This window comes from Vibrio furnissii CIP 102972, assembly GCF_000176175.1.
Lineage (GTDB): Bacteria > Pseudomonadota > Gammaproteobacteria > Enterobacterales > Vibrionaceae > Vibrio > Vibrio furnissii.
The window spans coordinates 116,409-135,803 of record NZ_ACZP01000022.1 but is presented as its reverse complement, the minus strand read 5'-3'; the positions used below and the strand labels follow the sequence as shown (position 1 = coordinate 135,803).

The 19,395-nt window shown below is 50.3% G+C and carries 16 protein-coding genes; 10 read left to right on the top strand and 6 right to left on the bottom strand.

Features of this window, described 5'->3' with window-relative positions; genetic code table 11:
- From VFA_RS22580 to deoD, 6 genes are all read left to right on the top strand, one after another.
- Positions 1-1,157 (top strand): NupC/NupG family nucleoside CNT transporter (locus VFA_RS22580; protein WP_038152816.1); only part of this gene is annotated, 1,157 nt, incomplete at its 5' end.
- A gap of 262 nt (positions 1,158-1,419) precedes the next feature.
- A complete protein-coding gene (locus tag VFA_RS22575; RefSeq protein WP_004729583.1) occupies positions 1,420-1,590 on the top strand; it encodes a XapX domain-containing protein in 171 nt (56 codons plus the stop codon).
- 246 nt (positions 1,591-1,836) lie between these two features.
- Entirely contained in the window at positions 1,837-2,616 is a 780-nt protein-coding gene (gene deoC / locus VFA_RS22570) for a deoxyribose-phosphate aldolase (RefSeq protein WP_004729582.1), read from the top strand.
- Positions 2,617-2,708: 92 nt separating this feature from the next.
- Positions 2,709-4,037, top strand: coding sequence for a thymidine phosphorylase (gene deoA, locus VFA_RS22565; RefSeq protein ID WP_004729581.1), 1,329 nt, complete (start codon positions 2,709-2,711; stop codon positions 4,035-4,037).
- Positions 4,038-4,056: 19 nt separating this feature from the next.
- The gene (gene deoB / locus VFA_RS22560; RefSeq protein WP_004729580.1) at positions 4,057-5,277 is read left to right on the top strand and encodes a phosphopentomutase; all 1,221 of its coding nucleotides are present in this window, start codon (positions 4,057-4,059) and stop codon (positions 5,275-5,277) included.
- A gap of 158 nt (positions 5,278-5,435) precedes the next feature.
- Positions 5,436-6,161, top strand: a complete 726-nt coding sequence (gene deoD, locus VFA_RS22555) for a purine-nucleoside phosphorylase (RefSeq protein ID WP_004729579.1) — start codon at positions 5,436-5,438, stop codon at positions 6,159-6,161.
- 69 nt (positions 6,162-6,230) lie between these two features.
- On the opposite strand, the gene VFA_RS22550 is transcribed toward deoD, so the two are convergent.
- Positions 6,231-6,836, bottom strand: a complete 606-nt coding sequence (locus VFA_RS22550) for a YtjB family periplasmic protein (protein ID WP_038152815.1) — start codon at positions 6,834-6,836, stop codon at positions 6,231-6,233.
- A 102-nt stretch (positions 6,837-6,938) separates the two neighbouring features.
- Between VFA_RS22550 and serB the strand changes: the two genes are divergently transcribed.
- Complete coding sequence (serB, locus tag VFA_RS22545) at positions 6,939-7,919, top strand: phosphoserine phosphatase (RefSeq protein ID WP_004729577.1); 981 nt, start codon at positions 6,939-6,941, stop codon at positions 7,917-7,919.
- Between the two features lie 44 nt (positions 7,920-7,963).
- Here serB and VFA_RS22540 read toward each other — a convergent pair whose 3' ends face one another.
- Positions 7,964-10,312 carry a PilZ domain-containing protein gene (locus VFA_RS22540; RefSeq protein WP_004729576.1) on the bottom strand — a complete coding sequence of 783 codons (2,349 nt, stop codon included), beginning with the start codon at positions 10,310-10,312 and terminating at the stop codon, positions 7,964-7,966.
- A gap of 132 nt (positions 10,313-10,444) precedes the next feature.
- Between VFA_RS22540 and radA the strand changes: the two genes are divergently transcribed.
- Both radA and fusA read left to right on the top strand, forming a co-directional pair.
- Positions 10,445-11,824, top strand: a complete 1,380-nt coding sequence (radA, locus tag VFA_RS22535; protein WP_004729573.1) for a DNA repair protein RadA — start codon at positions 10,445-10,447, stop codon at positions 11,822-11,824.
- A gap of 191 nt (positions 11,825-12,015) precedes the next feature.
- Complete coding sequence (gene fusA / locus VFA_RS22530; protein ID WP_004729572.1) at positions 12,016-14,103, top strand: elongation factor G; 2,088 nt, start codon at positions 12,016-12,018, stop codon at positions 14,101-14,103.
- A gap of 113 nt (positions 14,104-14,216) precedes the next feature.
- Here fusA and VFA_RS22525 read toward each other — a convergent pair whose 3' ends face one another.
- Positions 14,217-15,149, bottom strand: coding sequence for a LysR substrate-binding domain-containing protein (locus VFA_RS22525; RefSeq protein WP_004729570.1), 933 nt, complete (start codon positions 15,147-15,149; stop codon positions 14,217-14,219).
- A gap of 98 nt (positions 15,150-15,247) precedes the next feature.
- On the opposite strand from VFA_RS22525, the gene VFA_RS24110 reads away from it, so the two are divergent.
- A complete protein-coding gene (locus VFA_RS24110) occupies positions 15,248-15,454 on the top strand; it encodes a DUF1127 domain-containing protein (protein ID WP_167498027.1) in 207 nt (68 codons plus the stop codon).
- Here VFA_RS24110 and VFA_RS22520 read toward each other — a convergent pair.
- The 3 genes from VFA_RS22520 to VFA_RS22510 all read right to left on the bottom strand — a co-directional run bounded on the left by VFA_RS22520 (position 15,451) and on the right by VFA_RS22510 (position 19,213).
- Positions 15,451-16,356: a LysR substrate-binding domain-containing protein gene (locus tag VFA_RS22520; protein WP_004729566.1), complete on the bottom strand. Its 906-nt coding sequence runs from the start codon at positions 16,354-16,356 to the stop codon at positions 15,451-15,453. The genes VFA_RS24110 and VFA_RS22520 overlap by 4 nt on opposite strands.
- Before the next feature lie 354 nt (positions 16,357-16,710).
- Positions 16,711-18,396 carry an AMP-binding protein gene (locus VFA_RS22515; protein WP_038152814.1) on the bottom strand — a complete coding sequence of 562 codons (1,686 nt, stop codon included), beginning with the start codon at positions 18,394-18,396 and terminating at the stop codon, positions 16,711-16,713.
- A gap of 187 nt (positions 18,397-18,583) precedes the next feature.
- Positions 18,584-19,213, bottom strand: a complete 630-nt coding sequence (locus VFA_RS22510) for a helix-turn-helix transcriptional regulator (RefSeq protein WP_004729563.1) — start codon at positions 19,211-19,213, stop codon at positions 18,584-18,586.
- Positions 19,214-19,395: the final 182 nt, after the last annotated feature.

The following is a 19,395-nucleotide window of genomic DNA, read 5'->3' as shown; positions in this document are numbered from 1 at the left end:
CTATCCAATTCGCACTCGGTGGTTTCGTTCTTTACGTCCCTTGGGGTCGTGATCTACTGGCAGGTTTCTCTGCTGGTGTTCAGAGCGTTATCGACTATGGTAAAGACGGTATTGGTTTCCTATTCGGCAGCCTTGTTAACTTCTCTGTTGACGGTATCGGTTTCATCTTTGCATTCCAAGTTCTACCAACCGTAATCTTCTTCTCTGCACTGATCTCAGTTCTTTACTACCTGGGTGTGATGCAGTGGGTTATCAAGATTCTGGGTGGTGGCCTGCAAAAAGCACTGGGTACTTCACGTGCTGAATCGATGTCTGCTGCAGCAAACATCTTCGTCGGTCAAACTGAAGCGCCACTGGTTGTACGTCCGTTTGTTCCAAAAATGACTCAGTCTGAACTATTCGCCGTTATGTGTGGTGGTTTGGCATCGGTTGCTGGTGGTGTACTGGCGGGTTACGCATCGATGGGTGTGCCTCTAGAATACTTGGTTGCAGCATCATTCATGGCGGCACCAGGCGGTCTGTTGTTCGCGAAAATCATCAAACCTGAAACTGAGGCTCCAGATGAAGAACTGGGCACAGTAGACATCGACGGTGGTGATGACAAACCTGCAAACGTGATCGACGCTGCGGCGGGCGGTGCGTCTATGGGTCTACAACTGGCTCTGAACATCGGCGCAATGCTGCTGGCGTTCATCGGTCTGATCGCACTGATCAACGGCCTTCTGGGTGGTATCGGTGGTTGGTTCGGCATGCCTCAACTGACTCTGGAACTGATTCTGGGTTGGATCTTCTCTCCTCTGGCATTCGTTATCGGTGTGCCTTGGTCTGAAGCGACATTGGCAGGCTCGTTCATCGGTCAGAAAATTGTTGTGAACGAATTCGTTGCTTACCTGAACTTTGTACCATACGTGGGCGAAAACGCTCAGGTACTGGCATCAACAGGTGCAGTGATGTCTGAGAAGACGCAAGCAATCATCTCCTTCGCTCTGTGTGGTTTCGCGAACCTATCTTCAATCGCGATTCTGCTGGGTGGCCTAGGTGGTATTGCACCAAACCGTCGTCACGACATCGCACGTTTCGGTATGAAAGCTGTGGCTGCTGGTACGCTATCTAACCTGATGGCAGCAACCATTGCTGGCTTCTTCCTGTCTTTCTAAGTTTGTAGAGAAAGATTATATAGACGCCGTTTAACATCACCCCGTAGCAAGAGATTGCTGCGGGGTTTTTTTGTTTTCTGACCATCGAAAATGAAGAGGGTGCGTGTAATGGATTGCATGCAAAATCTAGCGCCGACAAGGGCTGAACCTCGTTTCGATGGGGGATTATTTTGAGATACAAACCGTTTGCTCTAGCAACGGCACTACAGTTTTGCGACGAATATCTATACTGTATACATCTAGAGAAAATAGGGTAAACCTCATGAATGACGTTGTCCTTGCAACCCTGGCTGGGGTTGTGGTTGGAATCCTGTTTTCTGCCATCAAACTTCCGATTCCTGCGCCACCGGTGTTACCGGGTGTCATGGGGATCGTTGGTGTCTACATCGGTGGTGTAACTTATCAATGGTTGATTGAGAAGTTTTTTAGCTAGCATGAATGAATACATGGAGTATTATTCACGCTGTGGCAACGCGAGTTGTCTGTATACGTTAGACACCACAATCGCAGATTGTTGTGCCATAGACCAAATTTGGTACTGTGCGGTGACAGGGATAGCAATTGGTGCGTCGCACCGAGTCTTCAAGGAACCAAGTCCGTTCATTTGTGACTGTCCGCCACGAAGCAAACGCTGGTGGTTGGACGGTGAACTATTTGAAACTATTGATCGGAGATAGAAATGAGCGATTTAAAAGCAGCAGCACTACGTGCACTTAAACTGATGGACCTGACCACGCTGAATGATGATGACACGGATGCGAAAGTGATCCAGCTTTGTCATGATGCGAAGAGCCCAGTCGGTAACACCGCTGCGATCTGCATCTACCCTCGCTTTATTCCTATTGCTAAGAAGACCCTTCGTGAGCAAGGTACACCTGACGTTCGTATTGCAACCGTGACTAACTTCCCACACGGGAATGACGATGTGGAAATTGCAGTCGCTGAAACCAAAGCTGCTGTGGCTTACGGTGCAGACGAAGTTGACGTGGTGTTCCCATACCGTGCTCTGATGGCAGGCAATGAACAGGTTGGTTTTGACCTGGTGAAACAATGTAAAGCGGCTTGTGGCGACACTGTGCTTTTGAAAGTGATCATCGAAACCGGTGAACTGAAAGAAGAAGCGCTGATCAAAAAAGCCTCTCAAATCTGTATTGAAGCGGGTGCCGACTTCATCAAAACATCAACCGGTAAAGTGCCAGTGAATGCAACGCCTGAATACGCGCGCATGATGCTGGAAGTGATTCGTGACATGGGTGTTGCGAAAAGCGTCGGTTTCAAACCTGCGGGCGGCGTTCGTACTGCAGAAGATGCAGCTCTGTATCTGGCTATGGCGGATGAACTGCTGGGTGACAACTGGGTCGACAGCCGTCACTACCGTTTTGGTGCATCAAGCCTACTGACCAATCTCCTAAATACATTAGAAGTGACCAACGAAACTGCAGATCCTGCAGCGTACTAATTCGTTTTGCGTCTGAGGTGGCGCGCAGCGCCACCAACAATTCACTCTACACGACTAGACCATGGCTCTGATTCAGAGCTTGGGAGGCACTCATGTATTTACCTCAAGAAATTATTCGCAGAAAACGTGATGGGGAAGTCCTGACCGCAGAAGAGATCAACTTCTTTATTCAGGGTGTCGCAAACAATACGGTTTCTGAAGGCCAAATCGCAGCCTTTGCGATGGCGGTGTTCTTTCGTGAAATGACCATGCCAGAACGAATTGCGCTGACTTGTGCAATGCGCGATTCCGGTATGGTGATCGACTGGAGTCACATGAATTTTGATGGTCCGATCGTCGACAAACACTCCACTGGCGGTGTGGGCGATGTGACCTCACTGATGCTTGGCCCGATGGTGGCAGCATGTGGGGGTTACGTGCCGATGATCTCTGGCCGTGGCCTTGGCCACACCGGTGGTACGCTGGATAAACTGGAATCGATTCCAGGCTACAACATTACCCCAACCAACGACGTGTTCGGCAAAGTCACCAAAGAGGCTGGCGTGGCCATCATCGGTCAAACCGGCGATTTGGCACCCGCGGATAAACGTGTTTACGCGACGCGTGATATCACCGCCACCGTCGACAACATTTCGCTCATCACGGCTTCCATTTTGTCGAAAAAATTAGCGGCAGGTTTGGAATCGCTGGTGATGGACGTCAAGGTGGGTTCTGGCGCGTTCATGCCGACTTACGAAGCGTCGGAAGAGCTGGCGAAATCTATCGTGGCTGTGGCCAACGGTGCGGGCACCAAAACCACCGCAATTCTGACCGACATGAACCAAGTGTTGGCTTCATCGGCGGGGAATGCCGTGGAAGTGCGCGAAGCGGTGCGCTTCCTCACCGGGGAATACCGTAACCCACGCTTGTTTGAAGTGACCATGGCGTCGTGCGCTGAAATGCTGGTGCTGGGTAAATTGGCCCAAGACACCACCGATGCGCGCGCTAAACTGCAAGCGGTGTTGGATAACGGCCAAGCGGCGGAACGCTTTGGCAAAATGGTGGCCGGTCTTGGTGGCCCTGCTGATTTTGTGGCGAACTACGACAACTACCTCGACAAAGCAGAGATTATTAAACCTGTCTATGCCGAGCAAAGCGGCGTGGTGTCTGCGATGGACACGCGCGCGATCGGTATGGCGGTGGTCGGCATGGGCGGCGGACGCCGTGTGGCGACAGACAAGATCGATTACGCGGTCGGCTTTGACCAGTTTATTCGTCTGGGTGAGGTGGCCGACAGCAATAAACCTTTAGCAATGATTCACGCCCGCACGGAAGCGCAGTGGCAAGACGCTGCCAACGCATTACAACGTGCAATTAAAGTGGGCGGAGAGTATGTACCAACTCCGGAAGTGTACCGTCAGATTCGTGAAGAAGACGTGTAGTTTCGGCGAGGAGTGAGCAATGAAAAGAGCATTTATTTTAGTTTTAGATTCTTTCGGTATTGGCGCGGCACCAGATGCAGAAGCATTTGGTGATGTGGGCGCAGACACACTCGGTCACATCGCCGATCAGTGTGCCGCCGGCGACGCGGACAACGCCAATCGCAAAGGCCCACTGACGCTGCCTAACTTGTCTAAGTTGGGTCTGGCGATGGCCCACAAAGAGTCAACGGGTCGTTTTGCGCCGGGCTTGGATGAGCGTGCAGACATCATCGGTGCTTACGGTCATGCGTCGGAACTGTCGTCTGGTAAAGACACTCCGTCCGGTCACTGGGAAATTGCTGGGGTGCCGGTTTTGTTTGAATGGGGTTACTTCAGCGACAAACAAAACAGCTTCCCGAAAGCGCTGACCGATCGCATTCTGGCGCGCGCGGGTCTCGACGGATTCTTGGGCAACTGCCACGCATCGGGCACGCAAGTGCTAGATGACCTGGGCGAAGAGCACATGAAAACTGGTCGTCCGATTTTCTACACGTCAGCAGACTCCGTCTTCCAAATTGCGTGTCACGAAGAGACGTTTGGTCTTGATCGTTTGCTGGAACTGTGCCAAATCGCGCGTGAAGAGCTGGAAGATTACAACATTGGCCGCGTGATCGCGCGCCCATTTATTGGCCCGGGCAAAGGTCACTTTGAACGAACCGGTAACCGTCGCGACTTGTCCGTTGAGCCGCCTTCAGCGACCGTACTGCAAAAACTGGTGGATGAGAAACAAGGCCACGTGGTATCGATTGGCAAGATTGCTGATATCTACGCCAACTGCGGCATCACCAAGAAAGTGAAAGCAACTGGCATTCCGGCGCTGTTTGATGCGACGTTGGAGCAGATTTCTGCAGCCGGTGACAACACCATCGTGTTCACCAACTTCGTCGATTTCGATTCCGCTTACGGCCACCGCCGTGATGTCGCTGGCTATGCTGCGGCATTGGAATACTTCGACAAGCGCCTGCCACAAGTGCTGGAACTGATGCAAGACGATGACCTGCTGATCCTGACCGCGGACCATGGCTGCGATCCAACTTGGCCGGGCACTGACCACACGCGTGAACACATTCCCGTGATTGTGTACGGCAAAAAAGTGAAACCGGGCTCTCTGGGCCAACGTGACACCTTTGCTGACATCGGCCAAACGCTGGCGAGCTACTTCGGTACTTCAGCAATGGACTACGGCAAAAACTTTCTGTAATCCCGCGCCGCAGGCGTGAGCGCGTCATGAACGTGTCACGTCTGCGGGCAACTATTTCAATGCCTGTAGGCAACTCTTTCAATGCCTGTAGGCAGAAATCAGAATCAACGATTAAGATTTACCCGATGATTGGGTAAACGAAACAAAGGAAAACACACATGGCTACTCCACATATCAATGCTGAGATGGGCGATTTTGCTGATGTTGTACTGATGCCGGGTGACCCGCTGCGCGCGAAGTACATCGCAGAAACTTTCTTAGACGATGTTGTTCAGGTTTGCGACGTGCGCAATATGTATGGTTACACAGGGACTTACAAAGGCCGCAAAGTGTCAGTCATGGGCCACGGCATGGGCATTCCATCTTGCTCAATCTACGTGACTGAGCTGGTGAAAGACTTCGGCGTGAAGAAAATCATCCGTGTTGGTAGCTGCGGCGCGGTCAACGAAGACATCAAAGTGCGTGATGTGGTGATTGGTATGGGGGCTTGTACCGACTCTAAAGTGAACCGTATCCGTTTCAAAGACCACGATTTCTCTGCAATCGCCGATTACAAAATGGTGAAAGCGGCAGAAGAAGCGGCGAAAGCACGCGGTATCGATGTGAAAGTGGGCAACCTGTTCTCTGCAGAACTGTTCTACACACCAGATCCATCAATGTTCGACGTAATGGATAAATACGGCATTGTGGGTGTGGAAATGGAAGCGGCAGGCATCTACGGCGTTGCTGCAGAATACGGCGCGAAAGCACTGGCGATCTGTACCGTGTCTGACCACATCAAAACCGGTGAGCAAACCACATCAGAAGAGCGTCAAAACACGTTCAACGAAATGATTGAAATCGCGTTGGATTCTGTGCTGATTGGCGATCAAGCTGGTTACTAAGTCGCTCGAAGCGATAAAAAACAAAAACCTCAGCCTAGGCTGAGGTTTTTTTGTGCATGACCCATGAGGTTAGCCGACGTTTTTCAGCAGCAAGTTTTCCCCTTTGCTTTTGGGGTGGCGACGCAGCAGCAGTGTCAGCAACATGCCACTGATAAAGCTCATCAATAGCATCAAATACATGTAACGATCGCTTTTGCGATAGTGATGATCAGAAATTGCGGTCACTTTGCCGGTTTCAAACGTGATGCGCACAAAGCCAATCAAACTGCCATCGTGCATCACCGGCTCGACCAGTTGTTGACGGCCAATGGCGGCAGTTTGCAATGGTGTATCCAATCCCAACACTTCGCGCACACTGAGCGCGGCGTCGCTGGCGGCCAGTTTCACCCCTTCAGCATCGTAAATGGTGGCATCAAACACCAAACGCTCTTGGGCCAGTTGATTGGTTAATGCCAATAAGCGTTCCTGATCTTGATCGGCAATCATGCTGCTTGCTGACAACGAGGCCTGCGTGATCAGTACTTTGGTCAGCGTTTCCAACTGATTGGCTTGAATGCGTTCATTGCCTTTACTGATCACCACACTGTTTTTGATGGTGATGAAAAACATCGTCGCCAGCAGGATCATTGCCACCGCACGAACCACCATTCGGAAGGAGAATAAGGAGCCGTCCATAGACCGTTCACCCTAAGAAAAATAAGACTGGCTCATATTGAGACTTGCGTTTTTAAATTGCAATAGGGTAACGTCAGGGAATCCCAACAAAGGAAAGTGGACATGGACGCTTTGAAAACCTTACCTATTAAAAAACATACGACTTTGCTCAACCGCCTGCCTGAAACCCGTTTTGCGAGCCAGTTAGACAAGGCCAAAGCCAGCTGGATTATCTTTGGCGAGTTTCTGTCGCCGCAGCAATTTGACGACATCGACTTCTTTACCGGTCAGTACAACACCATCTTGGACACCTGGAAAGTGGGGCATTACGACGTCGCATTGATGGCGGGCGAGTTAACGCCGGAGCATGAAACCATTCTCAAAGGCCTTGCGCTGGATTTTGCGCGCATCACGGAAGTTCCGGATCTCTCGAAGCCCGGCCTGATTGTGCTGGATATGGACTCGACGGCGATTCAGATTGAATGCATTGATGAGATTGCGAAGTTGGCTGGCGTGGGCGATGAAGTGGCGGAAGTCACTGAACGCGCGATGCAGGGCGAACTCGATTTTGAACAAAGCTTGCGCCAGCGTGTCGGCAAACTTAAAAATGCTGATGCCGCGATTCTAGATGCGGTGCGCCGCGAGCTGCCGCTGATGCCTGAACTGCCCGAATTGATTGGCACATTGCAGTCGTTTGGCTGGAAAACCGCGATCGCATCTGGCGGGTTTACGTACTTCTCTGATCATCTGCAACAGATGTTGTCGCTGGATCACGCGCAGTCCAACACGCTGGAGATCATCGAGGGCAAACTGACTGGGCAAGTGTTGGGCGATGTGGTGTCGGCGCAAACCAAAGCCGATATTTTGGTGGATCTGGCGCAGCAGTTTGATATTGAAATGCACAACACCGTGGCGGTGGGTGACGGTGCCAATGATTTGGTGATGATGTCGGCAGCTGGCTTGGGCGTGGCGTATCATGCCAAGCCGAAAGTCGAAGCCAAGGCGCAAACCGCAGTGCGTTTTTCTGCTTTGGGCGGCGTGTTGTGTATTTTGTCAGCCGGGTTGGTGAAACAGCAAAAATTGAGCTGGAAAACGCAGCCGTAAGCAGAACTTTGAATGAAAAAAAACGAGGCGTTTCGCCTCGTTTTTTATTGGGTCAATTCCAAGCGAATCAACACTTCTTCGGTGATGTCGATGATTTCGCCGAATCCCGACATCGCGGTCAACTCTTTTTCCAACGCTTTGGCGTGTGGCATGCTGATCTGCGCCAGTTCGTTGAGGTCGCTGCGCATTAACGTGGTGATGGGGTCAAACACCGGCACGCCACTGACTCGTAGCACATAAATTTCGCCCATGTGTTGCGCGCGCTGAATGAACTGAATGCGCTCTTTGGTGTTGACGAAATCGCTCACCAAACGTGATTCAATGGATTGAATGCGAGAGCCAAACTTCATCGCCGCAATGTACACGTCATTGTATTGTGGCTCAGCCCCATCGATGCGACGCATCGGGGTGGCCAGTAACGAATTGGTGTGGCCTTTGAAAATAGGCTCCAGCGAGATGCGATTCTCGTGTCCGAGCTTCGCCAGCAAAGCCAAATGGGGTGGTAATGGGTAGTTCACGCCAATCACACGTGGGCGTAAATTGGCCCCCACTTTTTCGACAAAAATCGGCGAGCTGACAATCTTATCCAGCAAAATATTGTGCAGACCTTCCAGCAACGTGGGGCTTGGTAGGATCTCTTCTTTACGCAGCAACTTGTCCTGATTGTTTTCGATGATGCTGTTAAAAAAGGCGATGCTCTTCATCGTCTGCGCGTTTTCTTCAATCATCAGTTGCAAACGACGGCCTTCCGGCCCGACACGCACCACTTGATACGGCAGGGCATCCAATGGCAGCTTTTTGTCGTACAGTTTGAGTTCCTGAAAATTGACCGTCACCATGTCTCCGGCTTTGAGGTTGACGGGCGAGGCCAGAATCAAACTCAGTCCGCGTTTGGATAAGTCGACGGTAAATCCTTCGGCCACCGCCTGCGCGTCATTCATCAGCTGCATGGGGGTGCGGAATTTATAGCGCGGCTCTTTGCGGCGGGTTTTGGCATCAAAGTAGATGTTGAGCGGCGTGCCTTCCACTTTACGCGGATGGCGAAACGGGTTGAGTTCACTGCTGGCCATCGTGGGTTTGTCGACCAGCAGATAATCTTTGGCGGCGCTGAGGTCACTCACTTCCTGCAAAATGCCACAATGGGTCAGTTCGCTGGAGTGATTGGTCAACTCCTTTGCGTGGGTGGCCAGCTCGGAACGCTCCTCCTCGGAGAGTTCAAACACCGACAGGCGAAATGCTTTCCAACTGTTTTTACGCGCGCCGATGTGCCAGAACAGTTTGCGCTGTTCGCGAGATGCTTCCGGCATCATCATCGAAAAGAACAGGGTTTTGCCTTGATGATCATGTTTGAACGAATACAACACGTTGTTGCTGCCACGCATGCCCGGTTTGGTCAGCTGTTCCATACGAGCGCTGTTAAACAGGCTACCGAGCGCTTGTTGGTTGCGTTCGTCTTGCCAATATTGCCAAATCGGTTGGTTGTTTTCGGTCATCAATACCAATTTGAGTTCGCTGCCGCTAAAGAACACCGGCAAATTGGCGGTGTGTTTGAGGTAGCTATGTTCAAAACCGCGCGTGCGGGCACGAATGATTTTGTCTTGGTTATCATGCTTGGCTTTTTGCGCGTTATTGCGCAGCGATTCGTCGATCACGCGTTCAATGACGGTGGTATCTGTCAGTTTCAGAGTGCGTAGAAACTTAACGGCATCGTTGTCGTACGAATCGTCAATCGCCAGAATCCGGTATTCGATGGCGGCGCTGAGGCCACCGATTTCAGACGACTGTGCCAGTTCAGTAAAAAACACTGAAATCACGTCGCCGAGTTTGTAATCGAACGCGGACGGCACTTTGAATTTTGCGCCCGAGGCCGATAAGTCAACGCTCAAACCATGCACGACTTGTTGATTTGGGCGCAGATGGATTTTGACCTGCGAGGCTATTTTTAAGCGGTTTTCCTGACGTTTGAGATCATATCCCAATTTCACCGGTTCGACTTCAAACGGGCTATCGGCACTGGTGAGTTTGGATTGATTGAGCGTGCCGCGCTGTTTCATCACGCGGAAATTATTGCGCGTGTTGTATAGGATTTCCCACACGCCTTCGGTGTAGCTACCGTACTTCTTTAGTCCTTTGTGGTAGGCGTTAAACGCGACGTCGTCGAGCCAATGTTTGCGGCCATCCAGATCGTATTCTCGGCACTCGCCTTGCACGCGACCGCGTAGATCGATGCTCTTGCTACACGGCGCCATCACGCGGTTGAGCTCCATCTTCACCAGCAGTTTGACTGATGGCGGATGGCTGCTGGTGAGCTGGTTCAGCAGGCGCTCGAAATCGGGTGAGTGAAACACCGGAATTAATTGTTCAGCGAAAGAGAGAATTTCAGATTGCTGCATATTTTTCTGTTAGAGTGTGGTTCTCATTCATGATACATCGGCTTTAGACGCAAAATCTTTAGCGGTATGTTGCAGTGATTCAATAATTTATTAAAGCTGTGTAGTCACAACTTAGACGATTTTTGAGGATTCATGGTTAAAGCAAAACGAGCGTATGTCTGCAATGACTGTGGTGCGGATTTTCCGCGTTGGCAAGGGCAATGTAATGCCTGCGGCGCGTGGAACACTATTTCTGAAGTGCGTTTGGCGGCATCGCCGCAGGTGGCGCGCAATGAACGCTTGAGTGGTTACGCTGGCAGTGCAACGGAAGCGGTGGTGCAAACGCTGTCTGAGATTGATTTGCAGGAAGTGCCGCGTTTTAGCAGTGGTTTTAAAGAACTCGACCGTGTGCTGGGCGGTGGCGTGGTGCCGGGGGCGGCGATCCTGATCGGGGGCAGCCCAGGCGCCGGTAAATCAACCTTGCTGCTGCAAACCATGTGTCTGCTTTCGTCACAAATGAAAACCCTGTATGTCACGGGGGAAGAGTCGCTCCAGCAAGTGGCGATGCGTGCCTCTCGCCTTGGATTGCCGAAAGAGCATTTGCAAATGCTGTCGGAAACTAACGTCGATCGCATTTGCCAAATTGCGGAAAAAGAGCAGCCACGCATTATGGTCATTGACTCGATTCAAGTGATGCATGTGGCCGATGTGCAATCGTCGCCGGGCAGTGTCGCGCAGGTGCGTGAAGCGGCCACGGCCCTGACGCGTTACGCCAAACAAAACAATGTCGCGGTGTTTATCGTCGGTCACGTGACGAAAGACGGTACCTTGGCGGGCCCTAAAGTTCTCGAACACATCATCGACTGTTCGGTGCTGCTCGATGGCGGGGCTGACAGTCGTTTTCGCACACTGCGCAGTCATAAAAACCGTTTTGGTGCGGTGAATGAATTGGGCGTTTTTGCGATGACCGGACAAGGGCTGCGCGAAGTGAGCAATCCATCGGCGATTTTCTTGTCGCGTGGAGAAGAGGCCACGTCTGGCAGTTCCGTGATGGTGGTGTGGGAAGGCACACGGCCTTTATTGGTTGAAATTCAGGCGCTGGTGGATTACTCACAGTTGGCGAATCCTCGCCGTGTGGCGGTCGGTTTGGAACAAAACCGTTTATCGTTGCTGCTGGCCGTGTTGCACAAACACGGTGGGTTGCAGATGGCGGACCAAGATGTGTTCGTCAATGTGGTTGGTGGCGTGAAAGTCACCGAAACCAGTGCAGACCTCGCCCTATTGATGGCGCTTTTGTCTAGTTTTCGTGACAAACCACTGCCAAAAGATGTGGTAGTATTCGGCGAAGTGGGGTTGGCAGGCGAAATTCGTCCGGTCCCGAGCGGTCAGGAACGATTGAACGAAGCGTTCAAACATGGCTTCAAAAAAGCCGTCGTCCCGATGGCGAATATGCCGAAAGGTGGCATCCCTGGAATGCAAATTCATGGGGTTCGAAAGTTGTCGGAAGCCATTACGGCCTTTGATGAACTGTGAGGAAGTGAATGGTAAACGCTCGGTAAATATTTCGCTTATCGGCTCGCGTCTTGAAGGCGGATCGCCTATATTTCATCAGCAGTAGACAGCCGTAAACTATTTTTTTTCAGCAAGTGTACGCAGGGGTATCAGTCTTGACGGATTGTGATATACTCTGCGCGCACTTTATACCTTATTAACAGAGTAAGACAATGGCAGATTTATCGAAATACAGAAACATTGGTATTTTCGCGCACGTTGACGCGGGTAAAACCACTACCACTGAGCGTATTCTTAAGCTTACTGGTAAAATCCATAAAGCAGGCGAAACACATGATGGTGAATCGACTACAGACTTCATGGAGCAGGAAGCAGAGCGCGGTATTACTATCCAATCAGCTGCGGTAACTTGTGAGTGGAAAAAACACCGACTAAACGTTATCGATACTCCTGGACACGTTGACTTTACAGTAGAAGTATACCGTTCACTGAAAGTTCTTGATGGCGGTATCGGTGTATTCTGTGGTTCTGGCGGTGTTGAACCTCAGTCAGAAACTAACTGGCGTTACGCGAACGAATCAGAAGTTGCACGTATCATCTTCGTTAACAAACTGGACCGTATGGGTGCAGACTTCTTTAACGTTGTTGAACAAGTGAAGAACGTACTGGCGGCGACTCCTCTGGTGATGACGCTACCAATCGGTCGTGAAGACGATTTCGTGGGTGTTGTTGACGTACTGAACCGTCAAGCATACGTATGGGATGAGACTGGTCTTCCAGAAAACTACAGTATTCAAGACGTTCCTGCAGACATGGTTGATCAAGTAGAAGAGTACCGTGAGCTTCTGATCGAATCAGCTGTAGAGCAAGACGACGAGCTGATGATGGCTTACATGGAAGGTGAAGAACCAACTGTTGAGCAAATCAAAGCATGTATCCGTAAAGGTACTCGTGATCTAGCGTTCTTCCCAACATTCTGTGGTTCAGCGTTCAAAAACAAAGGTATGCAACTTGTTCTTGACGCAGTTGTAGATTACCTACCAAGCCCAACAGAAGTTGAACCACAAGATCTGACTGATCCTGCAACTGGTGAACCAACTGGCGAAAAAGCAATCGTTGATGCTGATCAGCCACTGAAAGCGCTAGCATTCAAGATCATGGATGACCGTTTCGGTGCCCTGACTTTCATCCGTATCTACTCTGGCCGCATGAAGAAAGGCGACACCATCCTTAACTCTGCGACTGGTAAAACTGAACGTATCGGCCGTATGGTTGAGATGCAAGCGAACGACCGTACTGAGATCACTGAAGCGCAAGCAGGTGACATCATTGCTGTAGTTGGTATGAAAAACGTTCAAACTGGTCACACGCTGTGTGATCCAAAACACGAATGTACGCTAGAACCAATGATCTTCCCAGAGCCAGTAATCTCTATCGCTGTTGCTCCTAAAGACAAAGGTTCAACTGAGAAAATGGGTATCGCGATCGGTAAAATGGTTGCAGAAGATCCATCATTCCAAGTTGAAACTGACGAAGATTCAGGCGAAACCATCCTGAAAGGTATGGGCGAACTTCACCTAGACATCAAAGTGGACATCCTGAAACGTACTTACGGTGTTGAACTGGAAGTAGGTGCTCCTCAGGTTGCTTACCGTGAAACTATCACAAAAGCAATCGAAGACAGCTACACCCACAAGAAACAGTCTGGTGGTTCAGGTCAGTTCGGTAAGATCGACTACCGCATCAAACCAGGTGAGCCAAACTCAGGCTTCACTTTCAAATCAACTGTAGTTGGTGGTAACGTTCCTAAGGAATTCTGGCCAGCAGTTGAGAAAGGTTTTGAGAGCATGATGGCGCACGGTGTGCTTGCAGGCTTCCCAACGCTTGACGTTGAAGTTGAACTGTTCGACGGTGGCTTCCACGCAGTTGACTCATCTGCAATCGCATTTGAAATCGCAGCGAAAGGCGCATTCCGTCAATCAATGCCAAAAGCGGGCGCGCAACTTCTAGAACCTATCATGAAAGTTGACGTGTTCACTCCAGACGATAACGTTGGTGACGTTATCGGTGACTTGAACCGTCGTCGTGGTATGATCAAAGACCAACAAGCTGGTGCAACTGGCGTTCGTATTAAAGCAGACGTTCCTCTATCAGAAATGTTCGGCTACATCGGTACGCTACGTACTATGACTTCAGGTCGTGGTCAGTTCTCTATGGAGTTCGAAAAATACGCACCATGTCCAGCAAACGTTGCTGAGAAAGTAATTGCTGAAGTTAAAGAGCGTAACGCTAAGAAGTAATTCTTAAGCGAAGCACTTAACAACAAAGCCCCGTGAGCGAAAGCTGACGGGGCTTTTTCTTTTGGCGCCATTTGAGAGGACGGACGACTGCGTTGCCAGCAGTACCTCAGCACTTAGCGATCAAACTGTGTGTCACGAACTTCGCCAGTGTAGGGATAACGCTGCTGAAACTGAGTAATTTCTGAACGCAACCATTGATGAAACGCTTGAATCTTTGGACGCTTGAAATAACCATTTGGCGCACATAAATAGAACTGAAAACGCGGCTTTAACGCCACATTGCCAATCTGCACCAACTTCCCTTCTTCGATGTAGCGACAGACCGTCGCGTGCTTCACCAACGCAACGCCTTGAACGGCGAGTGCACCTTCGAGCACAAACTGCGAGCCGTTGTATTGCAGCGTTGGTTTACTGCTGTCATAGCCAAGGTTACGAAGCCACACGCCCCAATCCATGTCGGGCCAGATATCCTCAATCAGGTCGGCACGCACCAGATCATCGAGCTGATAAATCTTGTGCTGCTGCTGATAAATCGGGTGGCAAACAGGATAGAGCACTTCGTCCATCAACCATTCTGAACGCACGTTCTTATAATCGCCACTGCCGTAGCGAATGCAAACATCCACACTAGAATCTTGAAAATTGACCAAATCGCTGGTGGGTTCGATCAGCAGTGAGATTTCCGGATGTTGCGCGCGAAAATCACCAATCCGTGGCACCAGCCAGTGTTGAGCAAACGAGGGTAGGGTGGAAATGGATAGCTGATGCGGTGCCGGATCTTGGTTGATCAGCCGAATCCCTTCCTGCAAGTGAGCAAAGCCTTTTTGCGCTTGGTGATACAAAATGGTGCCTTCATGGGTCAGCAGGATCTTGCGGTGCTGGCGAATGAAGAGTTCAGCGCCCAACCACTCTTCCAGTAAACGGATCTGTTGGCTGATCGCCGCTGGCGTCACAAATAACCGTTCGGCCGCCAGTTTAAAACTGCCCGTTTCCGCAGCCGTATAAAAATAGAACAGTCCTTGAAAAGGCGGGATACGTTCACTCACATTAGTTTTCCTTAACTCAATAGCAAAATCTATCGTTTGTCGCCTGAATGATTAATGACGATTATTAGCCATAACAAATCAGGGTTCAAGGGGGACTTATGAACGTAACTCACACTGAAACATCCAGCACTCACCATGAAATACCACGTGATTCACTTAACGCATTCTTGAGTCAACTCATGCAGTGGCGCCACAACTACCGGACGCGTCGTCAGCTACGTGAGCTACCACCCCACTTACTCAAAGACTTAGGCCTTGAACAGGATCAGGTACAAGCAGAAGCCAATAAATATTTTTGGCGTTAAAGCGGTGCTTGTTGTTTCAGCTCTCGTCGCAGCCAATCACTAAACGCATGAATGCGGGCTGCGCGGGACGAGGCGGGATCGCTGATTAAGCTATAGCGCACGCCGGGCGTGAGGCCGATGGCAAACGGTTTCACCAATAAGCCTCGGGCGACAAAATCACCCGCTAAGCTATCAGTGGCCAAGCAGGCACCATGCCCTGCAATGACGGCATTCAATGCCATGTCGAAGGTGCTGACTTCCATCCACTGCACCGCCTCCTTCTTCATGGCGACGTGTGCAGCTTGAAACCAGTTCGACCAGGGGAAAGTCTGTGAGTCGAAGTGAATTAACCAGCAGTTCAGCAGTTGTTCGGGTTGGGAGAACTGCATTGACTGAGCCAGCTCGGGAGAACAAAACGGATAGACGGGTTCTTCGAACAATATTTCTTGATCCAGTTCGCTGTCGGTGACCGTTTCATTGCCTTGCCAGATCGCGACATCAATCGCGCTGTGGCGAATATTGGGAGTGTCGCAATCAGTGATGAGACGAATCGGAATATAAGGATGCTCCATGGTGAACTTCCATAGGCGGGGCATTAACCAACGTGACGCAAATGATGGTGGTGTTCGCACACACAGCACCCCTTCAACGGGTTCACTCTGAATTTGATTGAGTCCGGTGATGATTTTTTCAAAGCCACTACTGACTTGTTGGTAGAGCGTTTCACCCGGTTTGGTGAGGTGCATTTCGCGCCCTTGGCGCACAAAAAGCTGACAGCCCAATGCATCTTCCAATTGCCGAATCTTTTGACTGACCGCAGCTTGAGAGATAAATAATTCCGCCGCGGCAGCGCTGTAACTGCGCAGGCGAGCGGCGGCTTCAAAATAACGCAGACCAGCTAAGTGCTTCAGTCGATTGTCCATAATCTCTGCTTATAGTCGGTGGTGGAAATGATCGTTCGTGTCACGAGGTCGTGCTATCCATAATACGCATAAGAGAGTGCAGGATACAGGAGTAAATCAATGGAACGAGCGATCAAACTCACCCAGAAAAAGACGTGGATTAACCGCTTATCAAGCTTTATGAAGGCGGTGTGGTTGAACAGGACATCTCGTCGAAAAGTAGCTTCATTACCAGAGAGTGCACATTTGCAAAAAGACATGGGTTTGGAGTCGTCACACAACACTTCACACGACTATCAGCGTTACTTATAGTCATGACATCAAAAAGGGAGCAATAGCTCCCTTGTGGTGTTGATAGCAATGATGAAGGAATGGTTACTCTTCCCACACCACCAATTGCCCTTTGGGCCAGTTTTGGCCGACGTCGTGGTATTTCTGTTCCAGCACGTGGCGTTTGATCTTCAACGTGGGGGTCAAAATCCCGTTTTCGATGCTCCATGGCGTTTTGATCATCAAGACGCCTTTGATCTGTTCATGCGACTCCAGCTCCTGGTTGATCTTAGCGATCACTTTATGGGTCGTGCGTTCATAGCGAGCGCGATCAAAGTTGGTAAAATGATGCGGCACCACCAGCAGAATCGGAGCCGGTAAGCCGAGGCCAATCAAACACATCATCTCTACGCGGCTGTACTCAAACAATTTGTTCTCTATCGGAACCGGAGAGACGAATTTGCCTTTGGCGGTTTTGAAAGTGTCTTTCTTACGACCTTGAATCGTCAGGTACCCATCGGCGTCAAGTGAGCCGATATCGCCCGTGTGCAGCCAGCCTTCTTTATCGAAAGACTCCTGCGTCGCAATGTCGTTTTTGTAGTAACCAGAAAATAACCCTTTGCCGAGCACCATGATCTCACCATCAGGGGCAATTTTCAGATTGATGCCGGGGCCGGCTTGTCCGACGGTGCCGATTTTATCCGCGCGGAATGGGTAGTTGATGGTGCTGTATGCAAAGGATTCGGTCATGCCCCACGCTTCCGTGATATTCAGTCCTAAGCGGTGATACCAATGCAATAATGCTGGGGAGACAGGGGCTGAACCACACCCCAGTACGCGCGCTTGATCCAATCCAAGCCCATCAGCTAACTTACGTTTGATCAGCGTGTTGATCAACGGGATTTTGAGCAGAATATCGAGCTTCTTCTGCGGCAATTTATCTTGAATGCGTTGTTGGAACAACGTCCAGAGCCTTGGCACCGAAATAAACAGCGTCGGACGCTGCATCTTCACATCTTCGATAAAGGTATCGAGTGATTCGGGGAACGCGGTTGGCACGCCGCCTTGGATCGATGAACCAAAAATATAAACTCGTTCAGTGATGTGCGCCAAAGGCAGATACGAGAACAGGCGGTCCCCCTCTTGGATACCGATATGACGAATCAGTTGCTGCACTGACCAACTGAACGCGCCAAAGGTCAGCATTGCGCCTTTGGGGAGGCCCGAAGTGCCAGAGGTGTAAACCAAAGACATCACTTTTTCATCGTCATGTTGAGGGCGCTTTTCGCTCGGCGGGTAGTGCGCAATCAAATCATGAAAGTGATGCTGACATTGCGGCGCTGAATCGTAGGGCAAAGCAATGCTGATGAGATCCGGCATCTCGGCCAGAACCTGCGCCGTAGGGTTGGCATCGTCAAGTTTGCCAGCAATGAGGATTTTACTTTCACTGTGCGTCACACAGTATTCGATGGTCTCAGCACCCGCGGTTGGAAAAATCGGGACACTGACAAAATCACCCAGCATCATCGCCAGATCGCAGATGAACCATTCGGCACAGTTTTTTGAGACCAACGCGATTTTATCGCCAGGCTGCGCGCCTAAATCGCTTAGCGCAGAGGCAAGACGCAATGCCTGATCGGCCACTTCGGCGTAGGTAAACTCGACAAATTGGCGATTAATTATTTGCTTGAGATAGACTTCATTAGGGCGTTCCTTGGCCCATTTTAAAATCATCTCGTTGGGTGGGGGGAGAGCACAGGTCGGTTTGCGTAACTCGTTAGGCTGAATCATTCTCTAACTCCATGTTATTGGCAAAACAGTGATACCTTTGCTGCGCAGTGTTTCACGATGGTTCACGGTCTATGAGTTCATCATTAAAACCGCCCAGATTAGGTACGTTATTGTTATGTTAATTTATTGTTAACTCTAGCAGTTTGTTTTGCCCTGGGGAAGCATTACTCACACCCAGTTACAGAATTTATGACGCGTGAAGCTGACGGAATACGCCAGGGCTAATGCCGGTTTTCTTTTTAAAAATGCGCGAAAAATAGGACACATCCCGATAGCCGCATTGATACGCGATGAAGGCGATTTTCGCGTTTTTCTCATCTACCAGTAAACGCTTCGCCATGGCAATTCGCTTGTTGCAAATGTAATCGCGGAAACTGACACCGATGACTTTGTGGAACAATTTCGAGAAGTAAGAGACGGAGTAGTGGCAATAATTGGCGATGTCTTCCTCACGAATTTCTTTGGTAATGTTGAGGTCGATGTAGCGAAGAATGTCCAGCATTTCTTTGCTCATGCTTGTGGGTGATGTTGGGCTGTGGGGCAGTTTGGGGTCAAACACCTGCTGATCAAAACTGAGCTCCAATTTCTCACACAAAGAGACCAGAATGATTGAGGGATCATCGCGAGAAATATCCATCAAACCAAAAATGGCTTCGTGGCGACCAATCGCATTTTTATACGAACCGTCATGAATGATAATCAGATACTTATGAAGATTGGCGCACATTTTCAATGCGGTGAGGAGTAATTCTTGTCCGCGATCCTTTTGATAGAAAAAGAGCGCATAGTGAATATCCGGTTCACTGAGAATGGACACGTCGTTCCCATGCTCCACTAAATCAAAATGATGTCGACACACGTCTTGAACTCGCCTAGGTAAAAAGTTTACCGGGCTTCCCAGCCAGTGCCCCTCGTGTTTCCCTGTCATCGTCGTGCTCACATTGTTTTCATGAATAACCCGTTGGAAAGCCGGGTTTTGTAGTAAGCCTAGAATCACGA

Coding starts and splice junctions, on each gene's coding strand:
- VFA_RS22575 (WP_004729583.1), top strand. CDS start 1,420: ATGAATGACGTTGTCCTTGCAACCCTGGCTGGGGTTGTGGTTGGAATC.
- deoB (WP_004729580.1), top strand. CDS start 4,057: ATGAAAAGAGCATTTATTTTAGTTTTAGATTCTTTCGGTATTGGCGCG.
- deoA (WP_004729581.1), top strand. CDS start 2,709: ATGTATTTACCTCAAGAAATTATTCGCAGAAAACGTGATGGGGAAGTC.
- serB (WP_004729577.1), top strand. CDS start 6,939: ATGGACGCTTTGAAAACCTTACCTATTAAAAAACATACGACTTTGCTC.
- VFA_RS22550 (WP_038152815.1), bottom strand. CDS start 6,836: ATGGACGGCTCCTTATTCTCCTTCCGAATGGTGGTTCGTGCGGTGGCA.
- VFA_RS22540 (WP_004729576.1), bottom strand. CDS start 10,312: ATGCAGCAATCTGAAATTCTCTCTTTCGCTGAACAATTAATTCCGGTG.
- deoD (WP_004729579.1), top strand. CDS start 5,436: ATGGCTACTCCACATATCAATGCTGAGATGGGCGATTTTGCTGATGTT.
- fusA (WP_004729572.1), top strand. CDS start 12,016: ATGGCAGATTTATCGAAATACAGAAACATTGGTATTTTCGCGCACGTT.
- deoC (WP_004729582.1), top strand. CDS start 1,837: ATGAGCGATTTAAAAGCAGCAGCACTACGTGCACTTAAACTGATGGAC.
- radA (WP_004729573.1), top strand. CDS start 10,445: ATGGTTAAAGCAAAACGAGCGTATGTCTGCAATGACTGTGGTGCGGAT.
- VFA_RS22515 (WP_038152814.1), bottom strand. CDS start 18,396: ATGATTCAGCCTAACGAGTTACGCAAACCGACCTGTGCTCTCCCCCCA.
- VFA_RS24110 (WP_167498027.1), top strand. CDS start 15,248: ATGAACGTAACTCACACTGAAACATCCAGCACTCACCATGAAATACCA.
- VFA_RS22520 (WP_004729566.1), bottom strand. CDS start 16,356: ATGGACAATCGACTGAAGCACTTAGCTGGTCTGCGTTATTTTGAAGCC.